This window comes from Stappia sp. G46H5W, from assembly GCF_058448995.1.
The window spans coordinates 1,304,893-1,321,221 of the sequence record NZ_JBZFLL010000001.1; the positions used below are offsets into that span (position 1 = coordinate 1,304,893).

The window sequence follows — 16,329 nt, forward strand, 5'->3', positions numbered from 1 at the left end:
ACAAGGAGAAGAACAATGGCCTGGACTCGCGACGAAATGGCCCAGCGGGCCGCGCAGGAGCTGGAGGACGGCTTCTACGTCAATCTCGGCATCGGCATCCCGACGCTGGTCTCGAACTACATTCCCGAAGGCGTCCACGTCACGCTCCAGTCGGAGAACGGCATGCTCGGCATGGGCCCGTTCCCGACCGAGAACGAGGTGGATGCGGACCTGATCAACGCCGGCAAGCAGACGATCACCGAGCTGCCGCAGACGAGCTATTTCTCGTCCGCCGACAGCTTCGGCATGATCCGCGGCGGCCATATCGACCTGTCGATCCTGGGCGCCATGGAAGTGTCCGAGAAGGGCGATCTCGCCAACTGGATGATCCCTGGCAAGATGGTCAAGGGCATGGGCGGCGCCATGGACCTGGTCGCCGGCGTCAAGCGCGTCGTGGTGATCATGGACCACACGTCCAAGTCGGGCGACCCGAAGCTGCTGCCCGAGTGCACCCTGCCGCTGACCGGCGTCAACTGCGTGCACCGGATCATCACCAACCTGGGCGTCTTCGACGTGACCGAGGACGGTCTGGTGCTGGTGGAACTGGCCAAGGACGTGACCGCGGACGAGGTCAAGGCCAGCACCACGGCCAAGCTGACCATTCCGGCCTGATGAGCCGGTAATGATCCGGCCCAATCGGCCGGATCATCTGCAAGACCAGCAAAGGCGGACGGGACCTCCCGTCCGCCTTTTTGTTTGGGCCGGGATGGCCGGCGGCGATGAAGCGCGAGCCGTGCGAAGGCGCCGTGCAATTTCGAGAAAAGTTGCGCAGGATTTTGCAAAATCCCGTCTCAATAACCGCGGGATTTGCGTTTTTCCGCGCAAACACGACAATCTGCGGATGCAGCGCGCAGGCGCAGGCTCAGCGACTTATCCCCGGACACGGGCCGGAACGAAGGCCCTCTCGGTATCGGATGGCGGACGCAGCATCCCGCGCGCACTATCCCCGCCGTCGTCCTGTTTTGTCCCCTCGCTGAGCCAAGCGCCGGATTTCAGACGAATTTCGGCCGAAGCAGCCGCCCGCATCATCGGCGGAAACGCGATTCGGTAAACGTTTCCTTCACCGATCCCGGACAATGGTCGTGGTCCCTGGGAGAGAGTTGGGGCGTGCGAGATGGGACAAGTTCTGCTTGTAGAGGATGCGTCATTCTTCGAGCGGGTCATTCGCCGTCAGTTGAGCGAGCTGCACGGGCTGGAGGTTGTTTCCGCAACGACACGGGCGGAGGCCGAGGCCCTGTTGGCGCGACCCGATTTCAAGCCGGTGGTGGCCCTGGTCGACCTGACCCTGCCGGACGCGCCCGACGGCGAGATCGTCGACGTGACGCTGAACGCGCAGCTGCCGACCATCGTGTTTTCCGGACGCTTCGACGAGAAGCTGCGGCACACGCTGCTGAACAAGGGCGTGGTCGACTACATCCTGAAGGACAGCCCGGCGAGCCTGACCTACCTGACGACGCTGGTGCAGCGCGTCCATGCCAACCGCCATATCGATGCGTTGGTGATCGACGACAGCCGGGTCGACACGGAAGTGATCGCCCGGCGCCTGTCGCTCTACCAGCTGCGGGTGCATACCGCGCCGGACCACAAGACCGCCATCGACCTGCTGGACACGTTCGAGAACCTGCGGCTGGTGGTGCTGGACTATGTGATGCCGCGGATCGACGGGTTCGAGGTGCTGCGCGCGGTGCGCGGGCGCTTCACCATGAACGAGCTGGCCGTGATCGGCCTGTCGGGAAAAGCCGGCCCCGAGGTGATCGCCCGCTTCCTGAAATCGGGCGCCAACGACTTCCTGCCGAAGTCCTGCACGCCTGAAGAGTTCATGCTGCGAATCTCGCAGAACCTCGACATGCTGGACCGGATCCAGACCCTGTCGGGCATGGCGCATGGCGACGCGTTGAGCGGGCTGTCGAACCGCCGCCACCTGTTTTCCGAGGGCAATGGCATGTTCGAGCGGGCGCGCCGCGCCGGCGAGACTGTGACCGTGGCGGCCATCGACATCGATACGTTCAAGTCCGTCAACGACCGGTTCGGCCACGAACAGGGCGACGAGCTGATCCGTCTGTTCGGCATGCTGCTGCGCGAGCACTGCCCGCAGCGCGCTTTCCCGGCGCGCCTGGGCGGCGACGAATTCTGCGTACTGCTGCCCGGCCTCGAACCGGCCGACGGCGTCGCCTTCATCGACAAGGTGCGCAAGGAGCTGGCCGAGCTGACCGGCCGCGAGGGGCCGCTGCGCTCGCTCGGCAATGTGACGATCAGCGTCGGCCTGTCGAACGGCACCGAGCCGAACCTGCAGTCGGCCATGCGGATCGCCGACATGCGGCTTTACGAGGCCAAGCATGGCGGGCGCAACCGCACGGTCGCGTCCTGATCTCCAGATCCTGCTGAAAGCGGAGCCGGTCGGCGGCTCAGCGGCCGCCGAGCGCCTTGTAGATGCGCTGGCCCGGACGACCCGTGACCGGCATCCCAAAGCGTGCCTCGGCCTTGCTGATGCCTTCGCGGGTCGCGGCGCCCACCCGTCCGTCGGCCTCGCCGATATCGTAGCCGGCGCGCAGCAGCAGCTTTTGCAGCTCCAGCCGCTCCTTGCGCGACAGGCCCGGATCGCTGGTCGGCCAGGCGACCTGGAACGGCCCGCCGCCGCGCAGCCGGTCGGCGAGATGCGAGATCGCCAGCGCGTAGCTCTCCGCGACATTGTAGGTGTAGATCGCATCGAAATTGCTGAAGACGAGGAAGGCGGGCCCTTCCGCGCCGGCGGGCAGCAGCAGGCCGGCCTTCGCCGCGCCGGTCAGATCGCCCCCGTCGAGATGGCGGATGCCGCGCTTGCCCCACTCGGTGACCGAGACCTTGGACTTGCGGCCCGAGGGACCGCGATAGCCGGCCGGCACCTTGACCTCATAACCCCAGGGCATGCCGGTGACCCAGCCGGCGTTCTTGAGATAGTTGGCGGTGGAGGCGAGCGCGTCCGGCACCGAGTTGACCAGATCCTTGCGCCCGTCCCGATCGAAGTCGACCGCAAGACGGCGATAGGTGGAGGGCATGAACTGGGTCTGGCCAAAGGCACCGGCCCAGGAGCCCTGCAGGTCGGCAAGGCGCACGTCGCCGCGGTCGACGATCTTGAGGATCTCGATCAGCTCAGAGCGGAAATACTTCGCCCGCCGGCCGGAACAGCCGACATTGGCCAGCGCATGGGGAACGTGGAAGTCGCCGCGGAACTGGCCGAAATCGCTCTCGACGCCCCACACGGCAACGACGATGTGGCGGTCGATACCGTAGGTCTTCTCGACCTGCTCCAGCACGCGGGCATGACGGGACAGCATCTTGCGCCCGTCGGCGATGCGCTCGGCATCGACGAGGAAGGCGAGGTAGTCCCAGATCGGCGTCTTGTATTCCGGCTGGCTGGTGGAAAAGCGCACGGCCTTTTCGTCATAGGCGACATTGGCGAGCGCGGCGTCCACCGTGCGCTGGCTGACGCCGGCCTTCACGGCCTCGGCACGCATCTGCGGCAGGCAGCTTTCCAGCGAGGCGGCCGCGGGCGACGCGCCGAGCGCCAGCGCCAGCAACGAGCCGGCGAGCACCGGCACCGCGCCCCGCGCCTTTGCGGGCCCCGCCCGAGAGCGCCCCATTCCTGCAATCGACCCCAGCCCGATCCGCCGCATCCCGTGCTCCCACCGTCCGAAAAAGACGGCTTCGATGAGGCCGCGACATCTTGTCAGCAGGATGGCGGAGAGGTCAGACTTTCAGCGAAAGCTTGCCGAAATTTCCGCCGGTATAGAGCAGGTTCAGCACCTGCGGGAAGGCGTCCACCCCGCCCTCGCGCACGTCCTCGCGGAACTTCAGCCGCCCTTGCGAGACCCATTGCGACAGGTCGGCAAGGGCGACCGGGTTTTCGCGGATGAAGTCGAAGACGATGAAGCCCTGCATGCGCAGCCGCTGGGTCAGCAGAAACCGCAGGTTGGCGGGACCCGGCTGCGGCGTCGTCGCGTTGTAGGCCGAGATCAGGCCGCAGACGGCAATGCGCCCGAACGTGTTCATCTGCGCCAGCACCGTGTCGAGGATCTCGCCGCCGACATTCTCGAAATTGACGTCGATGCCCCCCGGACAGGCAGCGGCCAGATCGGCGGCAAGATTGCCGGCCTTGTAGTCGACCGCCGCGTCGAACCCGTCCTCCTCGACCAGCGCCCGGCACTTTTCAGGTCCACCGGCGATGCCGACCGCCCGACAGCCCTTGATCCTGGCGATCTGGCCGACGATGGAGCCGACCGCGCCGGAGGCGGCGGAAACGACCACCGTGTCGCCCTCCTTCGCCTCGGCAACGCGCAGCAGGCCGAAATAGGCGGTCAGGCCCGGCATGCCGAGGCCACCGATCCAGCTTTGCAGCGGAGCGATCGAGGTGTCGGCGCGCTGCACGCCCTTGCCGTCCGACACGGCATGGGTCTGCACGCCGAACAGGCCGACGACGGCCTCGCCCTCCTGAAAGTCGGGATTGCGCGAGGCCTCCACGACACCGGCAGAAAAGGAGCGCATGACATCGCCGAGGCCAACGGGCGGCACGTAGGACTTGCCCTCATTGACCCAGCCGCGCATGGCCGGGTCCAGCGAGACATGGCTGATGCGGACGCGGAACTCGCCCTCCCCCGGCTCCGGCAGCGGCTCGTCCCGGATCTCGAAGCAATCCGGCGTGACAAGGCCCGGGGCCGGGCGCTTGACCAGACGCACGACGCGGTTCATCGGCATGGCGGTCCCTTTTCGCGTGTTGGAGATACGATAGCGGCAAGGCTACGAGAAAAGCTCGGGCGCGCGCAACATCAGGGCCTGAACCAGGATCAGCGTCTTGGCGTCGTGGAGGCTGCCCTCCTGCACCGCTTCGCCGAGGCGGGCGATGGGCCATTCCAGCACCTCGATCTCCTCGCCCTCCTCGGCAAGGCCGCCGCCGCTGGAGACGACATCACCGGCGCCGTAGCGGGCAAGATAGAGACTGAGCCGTTCGGTGATGGCGCCGGGCGAGGGAAAGACGTCGGCGACGTGTTCCAGCTCGCCGACCTTGACGCCGACTTCCTCGGCGGCCTCGCGGCGGGCGGCCTCGTCGGCGACCTCGCCTTCGTCGATGTAACCGGCCGGCACTTCCTCCAGGTAACCGTCGTGATCGCCGCGGGCGAAAAGCGGTACGCGGAGCTGGCGGGCGAGCAAGGCGACCCGCCGCACCGGATCATAGGGAAGAACGGCGACGACATCGCGCCGTGCCTGAAACTCTCTTGAAATCTCAATATTGCCGCCGGAGGCCAGCGGCTGTTCGACAACCATCTCTCGGTAGGTGCCGAAGCCCTCGTAGAGGCTGCGCTCCGAAATCACGCGCACAGCCTCTTCCCCATCCCGTTCGGCCGGGTCCTGCCTGTCTTCTTTTTGCATAAACTCTCCCGATGCGCCGCGACACGGCGTCACACTCATGTCAGCCACGGGCAAGCAGCGCAAGGGGGGCAAAAGTCGTCAGCCGACGAAGGCCCTTTCGATGACGAACTCGGCCGGGCGGTTGTTGGCCCCCTCGGTCAGGCCGGCAGCCTCGAGCAGCGCCTTGGTGTCCTTGAGCATCGCCATCGAGCCGCAGATCATCGCCCGGTCGGTTTCCGGGTCGAGCGGCGGCACGCCGAGCGCGCGGAACAGGTCGCCATTCTCGATCAGGGTGGTGATGCGGCCGGTATGCTCGTGCGGCTCGCGGGTGGTCGAGGTGAACAGGCGCAGCTGGCTGGCCGCGAGCTCGCCGATCAGCGGGTCATCGCGGGTGGCGGCCACCGTCTGCTGCGAATAGGCGAGCTCCGCCACGAAGCGGCACGAGTGGGTGACGATCACCTCCTCGAACTTCTCGTAGGTCTCCGGATCGCGGATCAGGCTGGCGAAGGGCGCAAAGCCGGTGCCGGTGGAGAACATGTAGAGGCGCTTGCCGGAAACCAGCGCGTCGTTGACGAGCGTGCCGGTCGGCTTCTTCTTCATCAGGACCTTGTCGCCGACCTTGATCTTCTGCAGATGCTGGGTCAGCGGGCCGTCGGGAACCTTGATCGAGAAGAACTCCAGCTCCTCGTCCCAGGACGGAGAGGCGATGGAATAGGCGCGGAAGACCGGCTTGTCGCCGACCATCAGGCCGATCATCACGAACTCTCCCGAACGGAAGCGGAAGCTCGCAGGGCGCGTCATGCGGAAGCGGAACAGGTCGTCCGTGTAGTGCTGAACCTCGGTCACCGTCTCGGCGGTGGCGCCGGCGGGTACGGCGTCGGCGAGATCGCCGGCAAGATTGACCACATTCATGCGTTGCATCCTCACTACATGTCGAACAATACGTGTACCCGAATGTCCGGCGGCAGAATAGCCAAACGGCGCGCCGGCGACATCAGGAAAGCTGCGCACCTGCCGGGCGCCGGGCCCAGTAGCGCGCGCCAGCAGGCACCTCGCCTGCCCGTTCCGCAGGTTGGAGGTATAGTGGCACGTCGACGTCGTGGCCAGCCTCCAGCGCCCGGATCGTCGGCTCGTTGACGACCGAAAACGCATCGAACCCGACCCGCCGCATCAACGGGATCTGGTCGAGCAGCACGTCGCCGCTCGCCCGGACCTCGCCGGCAAAGCCGTAGCGCTGGCGCAGCAGGCGGGCGGTGGAGTAGCCGCGCCCGTCGGAAAACTTGGCGAAGTCCACCACCACCAGCTCCAGCGCGGCGAGATGGCCGGCAAGGCTCGCCGGATCGTCGCCCGCCTTGACCAGCGGCGCAAGCTTGACGCCCTGCGGCAGATCGGCCGCCGCCTCCAGGAAGCGGGCCAGCGGCACGACGAACGCGCCTTCCGCCGGCAGCTCGGCCTCGTCGTCCAGATGGGTCCACGTGTCGGCGACGAAGCCGCCGTTACGGTAAAGTCTTGCCGCCATGGTCAGATCCCGGCTCCCTGTTCGTTCTCCATCGGCAGGGCCAGATGAATGCCGCATTCCGTCTTGTCGCGCCCCCGCCAGCGGCCGGCGCGCGGGTCCTCGCCCTCTGCCACCGGGCTGGTGCAGGGCATGCAGCCGATGGACGGGTAGCCCCTGGCGACCAGCGGGTGGCTGGGCAGGTTCTGCGCCTGCGCATAGGCGCGCAGGTCCGACGGGTCCCAGTCGGCCAGCGGGTTGACCTTGATACGCTCGCCATCGACCTCGAAGACCGGGATGTTGGAGCGGGTGCTCGCCTGAAAGCGCTTGCGCCCGGAGATCCAGGCGTCGAAGCCCTTGAGCGCGCGCGCCAGCGGGCGGACCTTGCGGATCTCGCAGCAGGCGTCCGTATCGCTCATCCACAGCATGCCGGCCGGATCGACGGCCTCGAGATCCGCCGGATCGGGCGCAAGGGTGCGCACGTCCGAAAGGCCGAACTGCTCGACCAGCAGGTCGCGGTAGCGCAGCGTGTCGGGAAACAGCTTGCCGGTGTCGATGAACAGCACGGGGATCGTCCGGTCGACGCGCGAAACGAGGTGCAGGAGCACCGCCGCTTCCGCGCCGAAGGAGGAAACCATCGCCAGCCGGTCGCCGAAGCGGCCGCGCGCGGCGGCGATCACCGCCTCCGCCGAGGCCGAGACGAACCGGTCGGCGAGCCAGGCCGCGTCGAGGGCCGGCGTCGGCAGGTCCTCGCGGACCGCATAGGCCTCACGCAGTGCCATAGAGCGCCTCCTTGAACGGTTGATCGCCGACACGGCGATAGGCGGCCAGGAAGTCTTCCTGCGGGGTTTCGCGCAGGCCGACATAGGTGTCGACGACCTTCTCGATCGCATCGACGACCTCGTCATACGAGAAGCCGCGACCGATGATCTCGCCGACCGAGGTGTTCTCGTCGGCCGAGCCGCCAAGGGTGATCTGGTAGTATTCCTCGCCCTTCTTCTCGACGCCGAGAATGCCGATATGGCCGACATGGTGATGGCCGCAGGCATTGATGCAGCCGGAGATCTTGATCTTGAGATCGCCGATCTCGCGCTGACGCTCGGGCGAGGCGAAGCGCTCGGAAATGCGCTGCGCGACCGGGATCGAGCGGGCGGTGGCAAGGGCGCAATAGTCGAGCCCCGGGCAGGCGATAATGTCCGTCACTAGGCCCGCATTGGCCTCGCCGAGGCCCGCTGCGACCAGCGCGGCGTGGATCGCCGGGATGTCGCGGCGACGCACATGCGGCAGCACCAGGTTCTGCTCGTGGCTGACGCGGATCTCGTCATGGCCATAACGCTCTGCAAGGTCGGCGACGACCTCCATCTGCTCGGCCGTGGCATCGCCCGGCGCCTTGCCGATGGGCTTCAGCGAGATGGTGAGGCTGGCATAGCCGGGGGCGCGGTGCGGATGGACGTTGCGCGCGGCGAATGCCTCCAGCTGCGGATCGGCGGCGATGGCCGCGTCCAGCACCGCCTCGTCCCCGACCGCGACATCGAAGGCCGGGGGCGCGAAATAGGCGGTGATGCGCTCGATCTCCGAGGCCGGCAGCGTCAGGACACCGTCGCGGATCTCGGCGAATTCGGCCTCGATATCGGCCTTCAGCTCCTCAAGGCCGGTCTCGTGAACCAGGATCTTGATGCGGGCCTTGTACTTGTTGTCGCGCCGGCCGTAGCGGTTGTAGACGCGCAGGATCGCCTCGCTGTAGGCGAGCAGGTCCGCCTCGGGCAGGAACTCGCGCACCAGCCGGCCGACCATCGGGGTACGGCCAAGGCCGCCGCCGACGAAGACGCGAAAGCCGACACTGCCGTCAGCATCGCGCACCGCCTGCAGGCCGATATCGTGCACCTGCACCGCCGCGCGGTCGTGCGGGGCGCCGGTGACCGCGATCTTGAACTTGCGCGGCAGATACGAGAACTCCGGATGCAGCGAGGACCACTGGCGCAGGATCTCGGCATAGGGCCGCGGGTCGAGGATCTCGTCGGCGGCTGCACCCGAGAAATGGTCGGCCGTGACATTGCGGATGCAATTGCCCGAGGTCTGGATCGCGTGCATCTCGACTTCCGCCAGCTGCGACAAGATCTCGGGAATGTCCTTCAGTCGCGGCCAGTTGAACTGGATGTTCTGACGCGTGGTGAAATGGCCGTAGCCCCGGTCGTAGGTGCGCGCGACATGGGCAAGGCGCCGCATCTGGCCGGCATTCAGCGTGCCGTAGGGAATGGCGATGCGCAGCATGTAGGCGTGGAGCTGCAGGTAGACGCCGTTCATCAGCCGCAGCGGCTTGAACTGCTCTTCCGTCAGGTCGCCGGCAAGGCGGCGCTGCACCTGGTCGCGGAACTGGTCCACGCGGGCGGACACGAAATGGGCGTCGAACTCGTCATAGCGGTACATGCTTGCAACTCCTGGAACGGCGGATCGCTTCGCGTCCGTGTTCTGGGTCCTTATCGGGTAGCGTGTCGCGGCCGGATCAGGCCGCCGACACCTCGCGCCGGGCCTGCTTGCCGAGGTCCTGGCGCACGGTCGGCCCCTTGGCGCGGATCTTCTCGCGGAAGCGGACCGGCAGGATCTCGCCGTCCTGGCGCGTCAGATCGATGAGATAGGGCTCGACGATGAGCTGGGCCGCCTCGGCCTCAGCCCCTGCTGCTTCCGCCTCGGCGATAGCCTCGGGCGTTTCCAGCAGCCAGGCGCTGGCCAGGGTCTCGACCCACTGGCCGGAGCGGCCGAGCCACACCACTTCGCCATCGATCAGTCGGTTGGCTGTCAAAGCCTTCATGCAATCGCTCCTTCAGGGGGGCTATGCGGCGACCACGGCCCTTTCGGCCGGCACGACGCGCAGGGGCTGGCTGTTCGCGAGATCGGCATGGCCGACGGCCTCGCCGATGATGATGAGGGTCGGGCCGTCGATCTCGTGACGGTCCTCAAGCGCCGGCAGGTCGGCGAGCGTGCCGGCAAAGAAGCGCTCGTTGCGCTGCGCCGCGTTCTCCACCACCGCAACGGGGATGGTGGGCGACAGGCCGGCCTCCAGCAGGCGGTCGGCGACGCGGACGGCGACCGTGCGGCCCATGTAGACGGCAACGGTCGCGCCCTGCAGCGCCAGCGCGCCCCAGGACGGCAGCGTCTCGCCGTCCCGGTCGTGGCCGGTGGCGAAAACGAGGTCGGAGGCAACGCCGCGCAGGGTGAGCGGAATGCGGGCGCTTGCGGCAGCGGCCAGGGCCGCGGTGACGCCGGGCACCACGTCATGAGCGATGCCGGCGGCGCGCAGGGCGGCGATCTCCTCGCCGGCGCGGCCGAAGACCAGCGGATCGCCCGCCTTCAGCCGGACGACGCGGCGGCCGTGCGAGGCCTCGCGCACCAGGATCTCGTTGATCTCGGCTTGCGAAACCGAGTGACGACCCTTGCGCTTGCCGACCGAAATGCGTTCCGCATCGCGCCGGCCCATGGCGACGACCGCCTCGGGCACCAGCGCGTCGTGCACGATGACGTCGGCCTCCTGCAGCAGGCGCTGTGCGCGAAGGGTCAAGAGGTCCTCGGCACCGGGGCCGGCGCCGACCAGCCAGACGAAGCCGGCTTCCTCGTTGCGGGTGTTGAGCAGGCGCTGCGCCTCGGCGCGGGCCGCATCCGGGCGCCCGGACTGCAGATGGGCAGCGACCGGGCCGGAGAAGAAGCGGGCCCAGAAGCGCCGACGCTCGACGCCGCTGGCGATGACCCGAACGACCGTGTCGCGGAAGCTCTCGGCAAGGCGGGCGAGATCGCCGGTCTCGCGCGGCAGCATCGCCTCGATGCGCGCACGGATGTGGCGGGCCAGCACCGGGCCGACGCCGGTGGAGGTGATGGCGACGGCGACCGGCGCGCGGTTGACCAGGGCACCGACATAGAAGTCGCAGATCTCCGGCCGGTCGACCGCATTGGCCGGAAGCCCCAGCGCGCGTGCGGCCGCCACCACGGCGGTATCTTCCGCCTCGTCGCCGCTGGCGGCAAAGACGAGGACGGAACCTTCAAGGTGAGCGGGAGCGAAGGCTTCAGCGAGAATGGTGCCGCCGGCACGGGCGACGGCGTCCCGCAGGACGTCCTCGGCCTGCGGCGCGATGACGACGATATCGGCAAGCGTCTCGGCGAGGAGACGAACCTTGGCGGCTGCCTCGTCGCCGCCGCCCACGACGACGACGCGCTTGCCCTCGACCTTGTGAAAGGCCGGGAAGACAGCGAGCTTGCGATCCGATGCCTGTGCTTGGCGTGCCATCTGGCGCGATCTCCGGGCGGTCTGAAACAGCCCTAGAGATAAAGCCTCGGCCCCGCTTGCGCCGGGCATGGCATTTCAATCGAGGGAAGCGGCAGGGAAAAATCATGCTACGGATCGGGCTTCCGGCGGTTTTGGAGGCGGGCGGATCCGAAATGCTTGCCGGCAGCCGACACGAATTTGCTGCCGCAAGACGAAAAGGCGTCCTGTCGCCCGACCACAACCCAAGAGAGAGGTTTTCCCTTGACGGAATTCAGAACCGTAGTCTTTGGCGGGCTCTTGCGAGCCTTTGCAACCGCTTCGCCATAATTTCGAAAAATTATCGAATCCCGCTCAACATTGATGAGATTTCCTGTGTTTTCTTTTTGGTTTTCGCCCCTTATCCATAATTCTGCTTTCTTCGGGAATTCAGGTTAGGGAATGTTACTGTACCTGCGACAAGGAAGACTCTTGGTTGATTCCCACAGTCAAGCAACTAATACTGGTCACCCCAGTAGCGTTTCAGACATATCGGTATCGAGTGAAAACCCGTGGTAAAAGCTATTTTCTTTGATGTATTGGGCACCATTGTCGATTGGAACAGGGGTCTATCCAGCGGTTTCGAGCGCGCCTTCGCAAAAAGTGGCAAGGACATCTCGGCGAGTACCCTGGCAAGTGCATGGTACAGGGACTATCGCGCGCGGCTGGCTTCCAGCACGGGAGCGATCCAGGCGCAGGAACACCTGGCAGAAAGCCTGATCAGGGTTCTGGAAGAAGCCGGACTCGAAGCCTCGGCCGGCAGCCGCGAACAGGAATTGCTTCTGTCCTGCTGGCAGCGCTTTCCGGCCTGGCCGGACAGCGTGCCGGGCCTGCGCGCGTTGCGGCGCGAATATGTCATCGCCGCCTGCACCGACCTTCCGACCGCACCGATGACCTGGCTCGCCAAGCATGCGGGCCTGCCGTGGGATCTCGTGCTGGGATCGGACCTGCTGGACGGGCGGACGCACGACGGCAGCCTGTTCCTCAAGGCGGCGGCGACGCTCGACCTGCAGCCGTCCGAGGTCATGTATGCCTCCGCCCACAATTCCGACCTGGCCGCCGCCCGGGCGGTGGGACTGAAGACCGCCTTCTTTGCAAGGCCGAAGGAATTCGGCGCCGATCAGCGCAACGACCTCGCCCCCCGCGACAGCTGGGACATCGTCGCCTTCGACCTGCTGGATCTCGCCCGCTACATGGAATCGGCCGTCTACTGACCCCTTTCCAAAGGCAGCCAGCCAAAGAAAAAGGCGCGGGAGTTCCCCCGCGCCTCTCGTTCGTGCGGCCCTAGGGGGCGATGCCCCCACCGCCCTCAGCGCAGCGGCTGCAGCACCGAAACGTAGTTGGCGACCGCAGCGCCGCCCATGTTGAAGACGCCGCCAAGCTCGGCATTCTTCACCTGAATGTCGCCGGCCGTGCCGGTCAGCTGCATCGACGACAGCACATGCATCGAAACGCCGGTGGCACCGATCGGATGCCCCTTGGCCTTGAGGCCGCCCGACGGATTGACCGGCAGGCGGCCGTCCATCTGCGTCCAGCCCTCGAGGATGGCGCGATGCCCCTCGCCCGGCGCGGTCAGGCCCATCGCCTCGTACTCGATCAGCTCGGCAATGGTGAAGCAGTCATGGGTCTCGACGAAGGACAGGTCGCCGATGGACAGACCCGCCGCCGTCAACGCCCGGCGCCAGGCCTCCCCGCAGCCCTCGAAGGCGAGGATGTCGCGCTTCGACATGGGCAGGAAGTCCTGCGCATGGGCGAGGCCGCGGAAGGCGACGGCCTTCTTGCGGCCGAGCGCGGTCTCGATATCGGTCAGCACCAGCGCGGCGGCGCCGTCGGAGACGAGCGAGCAGTCGGTGCGCTTCAACGGGCCGGCGACGAAGGGGTTCTTCTCGCTCTCGGCGCGGCAGAAGTCGAAGCCCAGATCCTTGCGCATCTGCGCATAAGGATTGCCGACGCCGTTCTTGTGATTCTTGGCGGCAATGGCGGCCAGCGCGTCCGAGCGGTCGCCGTATTTCTGGAAATAGGCCTGCGCGATCTTGCCGAAGACACCGGCAAAGCCGGCCGGCGTGTCGCCGTCTTCCGGCAGGTAGGAGGCCTTGAGCAGGTTGCGGCCGATCTCCGGACCCGGGGTCGTGGTCATCTGCTCGACGCCGACCACCAGCACAACCCGCGCCTCGCGCGCAGCAATGGCGCGCACGCCCTGATGTACGGCGGCCGATCCGGTCGCGCAGGCATTCTCGACACGGGTCGCGCGCTTGAAGCGCAAGCCAGGGTCGGCCTGCAGCACGAGCGAGGCGGTGAAGTCCTGGGCCGAGAAGCCGGCGTTGAAATGGCCGAGCACGATCTCGTCGATATCCGCCGGCTCGAAACCGGCATCGGCGATGGCATCGCGCGCCACCTGGACGATCAGGCTCTCGACCGTCTCGTCGGAATGCTTGCCAAAGGGGGTATGGGCCCAGCCGACAATTGCTGCAGTCATGACTACCTCCGCCAAAACGCCCTGACGCGGATCGCCGGCTGCCCATGCGGGCGGGCCTGTCCGGATCCCGGGCCGTTTCCTTCAATGGTGGGGAAGATTCCACTTCGCAGGCAGGCTTGCAAGCGCCTTATTTACGAAAACGTCAATAGAGAAGGATTTCGTATTTATATATATGAACTTAGATGAAATTTTAGAAACTCTCCCGCATCCAACACGCCTCCTCCGGCCTGAATGCGAGCAAAGAAAAAGGCCCGGCAGTTGCCTGCCGGGCCTCTCAATCCAATCCTCAGAGGATCAGATTAGAACGTGCGCTGGACGCGGAACACGCCGACCAGAGCGTCGTCGTTGCCAGCAACGCCCTTGATGTCGCGGTTGCGGTACTCGAGCTCAGCACCGAAGTACAGGCCGGAGACCGGACGCCACACGACGTTACCCTGGACGTTCAGGTCGCGGATGTCGGCCAGACCAGCGCTCGCAGCCTGATCCAGGCTGTTGTAGGCAGCGGTGATCGAGGTCGAGATCGCCGGGGTCCAGAAGTGGGTGAAGCCACCGCCGATGCCCCAAGCCGTCGACATCTTCAGAGCGCCGCCAGCGTTGTAGGCAGCGTCAGAGAAGGTGTCGGCCCAAGCCGAGCTGACGTAGCCGATCGCGCCCTGCGAGTAGGTCGCCTGCAGCGAGAAGCTGTCGCCCGGAGCGATCATGTCGAGGTTCATGGTCGCGCCAGCGCCAATCGCCCAGCCGAGCTTGCTCTTGCCACCGGTCACGCCGGCAACGTTGGCGCCGTAGACGTGGTGCAGGGCACCCATGATCTGAGCCGAACCCCAGCCCTGATCGACGCGCAGGTTGGCGACGAAGTCCGGGATCTTGTGGCCGCCGTAGTAGTCGACGCCAGCAAGCGGGCCAACGATCGTGCCGCGCTTGTTCGCGACTTCAGCCGACACCGAGGCCGAGAAGCCGTTGCCGAACTGAGCGGTGTACGCGAACAGGTTGGTCTCGCCGTAGTCGGAGAAGCCCTGGTCGAGGACGGAACCCCAGTTGTCGCCGGTGTAGAAGTCGAAGTACGAAGCGGTACGACCAGCAACGAAGCCACCCAGCTGGATGAAGGCTTCGTCGAGGTAGAAGTCAGACGCACCGGCGTTGTCGGTGGTCGACCAAGCCGCGACGTAGGTGCGCAGCAGGCCGTACTCGGTGTTGGTGCGGCTGTCGAAGTTCAGGTAGCCACGAGCACGGATGCCGGTCGAGGTGTCGGTGCGGTCGTCCCAAGCGGAACCACCGTTGTCCAGCATGTCGAACAGACGGAACTCGACGCGAACGCCGCCGCCGATCTTCAGGCAGGTCTCGGTGCCCGGGATGTAGAAGAAGCCGGTGCCGAAAGCGTCGCAAACGCGAACGTAGTCGACCGGCTCCGGAGCCACCGGGAGATCGGCGGCCTGAGCGCCCGTGGCTGCCATGGCAGCAGCGGAAGCGCCGAGCAGGATGCTCTTGATGTTCATGTCCTGACCTCGTCGTTATTCCCGCGGGAGCTTGCCACGGGAAAAGAAGGAATAGTTCCCCCCTAGCTCTGACTTCCTTTCTAAGTGAGGCCGAGGTGCGCCGGCAATCTGCAAACCACCCCCGCATGCACGCAGTGCAGCAAGTGTGTCTTTCCGGTGACAGAAGCATGCGACAAGCCGCGACGGCAACCAGAGCGCGGCAAGGCGTGGGCAAGTTCGTCTTGCGGTGCTGTGGACAAAGAAAAAGGCCCGGCAGTTGCCTGCCGGGCCTCTCAATCCAATCCTAGAGGATCAGATTAGAACGTGCGCTGGATACGGAACACGCCGACCAGAGCGTCGTCGTTGGCGCCGCCCTTGATGTCGCGGTTGCGGTACTCGAGCTCAGCACCGAGGTACAGGCCGGAGACCGGACGCCAGATGATGTTACCCTGGACGTTCAGGTCGCGGATGTCGGCCAGACCAGCGCTCGCAGCCTGATCCAGGCTGTTGTACGAAGCGGTGATCGCGGTCGAGATCGCCGGGGTCCAGAAGTGGGTGAAGCCACCGCCGATGCCCCAAGCCGTCGACATCTTCAGAGCGCCGCCAGCGTTGTAAGCAGCGTCAGAGAACACGCCGTCCCAAGCCGAGCTGACGTAGCCGATCGCGCCCTGCGAGTAGACCGCCTGCAGCGAGATGTTGTCGCCCGGAGCGATCATCGGCAGGTTGAACGTGGCGCCAGCGCCGATCGCCCAGCCGAGCTTGCTCTTGCCACCGGTCACGCCGGCAACGTTGGCACCGTAGACGTGGTGCAGAGCACCCATGATCTGAGCCGAACCCCAGCCCTGATCGACGCGCAGGTTGGCGACGAAGTCCGGGATCTTGTGGCCGCCGTAGTAGTTGACGCCAGCAACCGGGCCAACGATCGTGCCGCGCTTGTTCGCGACTTCAGCCGACACCGAGGCCGAGAAGCCGTTGCCGAACTGAGCGGTGTACGCGAACAGGTTGGTCTCGCCGTAATCGGTGAAGCCCTGGTCGAGGACGGAACCCCAGTTGTTGCCGGTGTAGAACTGGAAGTACGTAGCGGTACGACCAGCAACGAAGCCACCCAGCTGGATGAAGGCTTCGTCGAGGTAGAAGTCAGACGCACCGGCGTTGTCGGTGGTCGACCAAGCCG

General features: G+C 66.1%; 15 protein-coding genes. 3 read left to right on the forward strand and 12 right to left on the reverse strand.

Annotated elements, in window-relative coordinates:
- Nucleotides 1-15: 15 nt before the first annotated feature.
- Both ACVJ6E_RS05485 and ACVJ6E_RS05490 read left to right on the forward strand, forming a co-directional pair.
- Nucleotides 16-651, forward strand: coding sequence for a CoA transferase subunit B (locus ACVJ6E_RS05485; protein ID WP_067340059.1), 636 nt, complete (start codon nucleotides 16-18; stop codon nucleotides 649-651).
- Between the two features lie 502 nt (nucleotides 652-1,153).
- Nucleotides 1,154-2,407: a diguanylate cyclase gene (locus ACVJ6E_RS05490; protein WP_120268561.1), complete on the forward strand. Its 1,254-nt coding sequence runs from the start codon at nucleotides 1,154-1,156 to the stop codon at nucleotides 2,405-2,407.
- A gap of 37 nt (nucleotides 2,408-2,444) precedes the next feature.
- On the opposite strand, the gene ACVJ6E_RS05495 is transcribed toward ACVJ6E_RS05490, so the two are convergent.
- The 9 genes from ACVJ6E_RS05495 to cysG all read right to left on the reverse strand — a co-directional run bounded on the left by ACVJ6E_RS05495 (nucleotide 2,445) and on the right by cysG (nucleotide 11,192).
- On the reverse strand, nucleotides 2,445-3,659 hold the full coding sequence (locus ACVJ6E_RS05495) for a lytic murein transglycosylase (protein ID WP_120268560.1): 1,215 nt from the start codon (nucleotides 3,657-3,659) through the stop codon (nucleotides 2,445-2,447).
- 106 nt (nucleotides 3,660-3,765) lie between these two features.
- Nucleotides 3,766-4,770, reverse strand: coding sequence for an MDR family NADP-dependent oxidoreductase (locus ACVJ6E_RS05500; protein ID WP_120268559.1), 1,005 nt, complete (start codon nucleotides 4,768-4,770; stop codon nucleotides 3,766-3,768).
- A 42-nt stretch (nucleotides 4,771-4,812) separates the two neighbouring features.
- Nucleotides 4,813-5,391: an NUDIX domain-containing protein gene (locus tag ACVJ6E_RS05505; protein WP_199681143.1), complete on the reverse strand. Its 579-nt coding sequence runs from the start codon at nucleotides 5,389-5,391 to the stop codon at nucleotides 4,813-4,815.
- 129 nt (nucleotides 5,392-5,520) lie between these two features.
- Nucleotides 5,521-6,342, reverse strand: a complete 822-nt coding sequence (locus tag ACVJ6E_RS05510) for a ferredoxin--NADP reductase (protein ID WP_371811350.1) — start codon at nucleotides 6,340-6,342, stop codon at nucleotides 5,521-5,523.
- Between the two features lie 73 nt (nucleotides 6,343-6,415).
- The gene (locus ACVJ6E_RS05515) at nucleotides 6,416-6,940 is read right to left on the reverse strand and encodes a DUF934 domain-containing protein (protein ID WP_120268556.1); all 525 of its coding nucleotides are present in this window, start codon (nucleotides 6,938-6,940) and stop codon (nucleotides 6,416-6,418) included.
- Nucleotides 6,941-6,942: 2 nt separating this feature from the next.
- Complete coding sequence (locus ACVJ6E_RS05520) at nucleotides 6,943-7,698, reverse strand: phosphoadenylyl-sulfate reductase (protein ID WP_120268555.1); 756 nt, start codon at nucleotides 7,696-7,698, stop codon at nucleotides 6,943-6,945.
- Nucleotides 7,685-9,343 carry a nitrite/sulfite reductase gene (locus ACVJ6E_RS05525; protein WP_120268554.1) on the reverse strand — a complete coding sequence of 553 codons (1,659 nt, stop codon included), beginning with the start codon at nucleotides 9,341-9,343 and terminating at the stop codon, nucleotides 7,685-7,687. The genes ACVJ6E_RS05520 and ACVJ6E_RS05525 overlap by 14 nt, the downstream gene beginning before the upstream one ends.
- 76 nt (nucleotides 9,344-9,419) lie before the next feature.
- Nucleotides 9,420-9,725 carry a DUF2849 domain-containing protein gene (locus ACVJ6E_RS05530; RefSeq protein WP_120268553.1) on the reverse strand — a complete coding sequence of 102 codons (306 nt, stop codon included), beginning with the start codon at nucleotides 9,723-9,725 and terminating at the stop codon, nucleotides 9,420-9,422.
- A gap of 21 nt (nucleotides 9,726-9,746) precedes the next feature.
- Nucleotides 9,747-11,192 (reverse strand): siroheme synthase CysG, encoded by a 1,446-nt coding sequence (cysG, locus tag ACVJ6E_RS05535; RefSeq protein ID WP_120268552.1) that lies wholly within the window; start codon nucleotides 11,190-11,192, stop codon nucleotides 9,747-9,749.
- A gap of 527 nt (nucleotides 11,193-11,719) precedes the next feature.
- Here cysG and ACVJ6E_RS05540 point away from each other — a divergent pair.
- Nucleotides 11,720-12,421 (forward strand): HAD family hydrolase, encoded by a 702-nt coding sequence (locus ACVJ6E_RS05540; protein ID WP_158592667.1) that lies wholly within the window; start codon nucleotides 11,720-11,722, stop codon nucleotides 12,419-12,421.
- Nucleotides 12,422-12,516: 95 nt separating this feature from the next.
- Here ACVJ6E_RS05540 and ACVJ6E_RS05545 read toward each other — a convergent pair whose 3' ends face one another.
- The 3 genes from ACVJ6E_RS05545 to ACVJ6E_RS05555 all read right to left on the reverse strand — a co-directional run.
- Nucleotides 12,517-13,683 carry an acetyl-CoA acetyltransferase gene (locus ACVJ6E_RS05545; protein ID WP_120268550.1) on the reverse strand — a complete coding sequence of 389 codons (1,167 nt, stop codon included), beginning with the start codon at nucleotides 13,681-13,683 and terminating at the stop codon, nucleotides 12,517-12,519.
- 299 nt (nucleotides 13,684-13,982) lie between these two features.
- The gene (locus ACVJ6E_RS05550) at nucleotides 13,983-15,176 is read right to left on the reverse strand and encodes a porin (RefSeq protein WP_120268549.1); all 1,194 of its coding nucleotides are present in this window, start codon (nucleotides 15,174-15,176) and stop codon (nucleotides 13,983-13,985) included.
- 296 nt (nucleotides 15,177-15,472) lie between these two features.
- On the reverse strand, nucleotides 15,473-16,329 hold an 857-nt coding region (locus tag ACVJ6E_RS05555; RefSeq protein ID WP_491676403.1), incomplete at its 5' end, for a porin.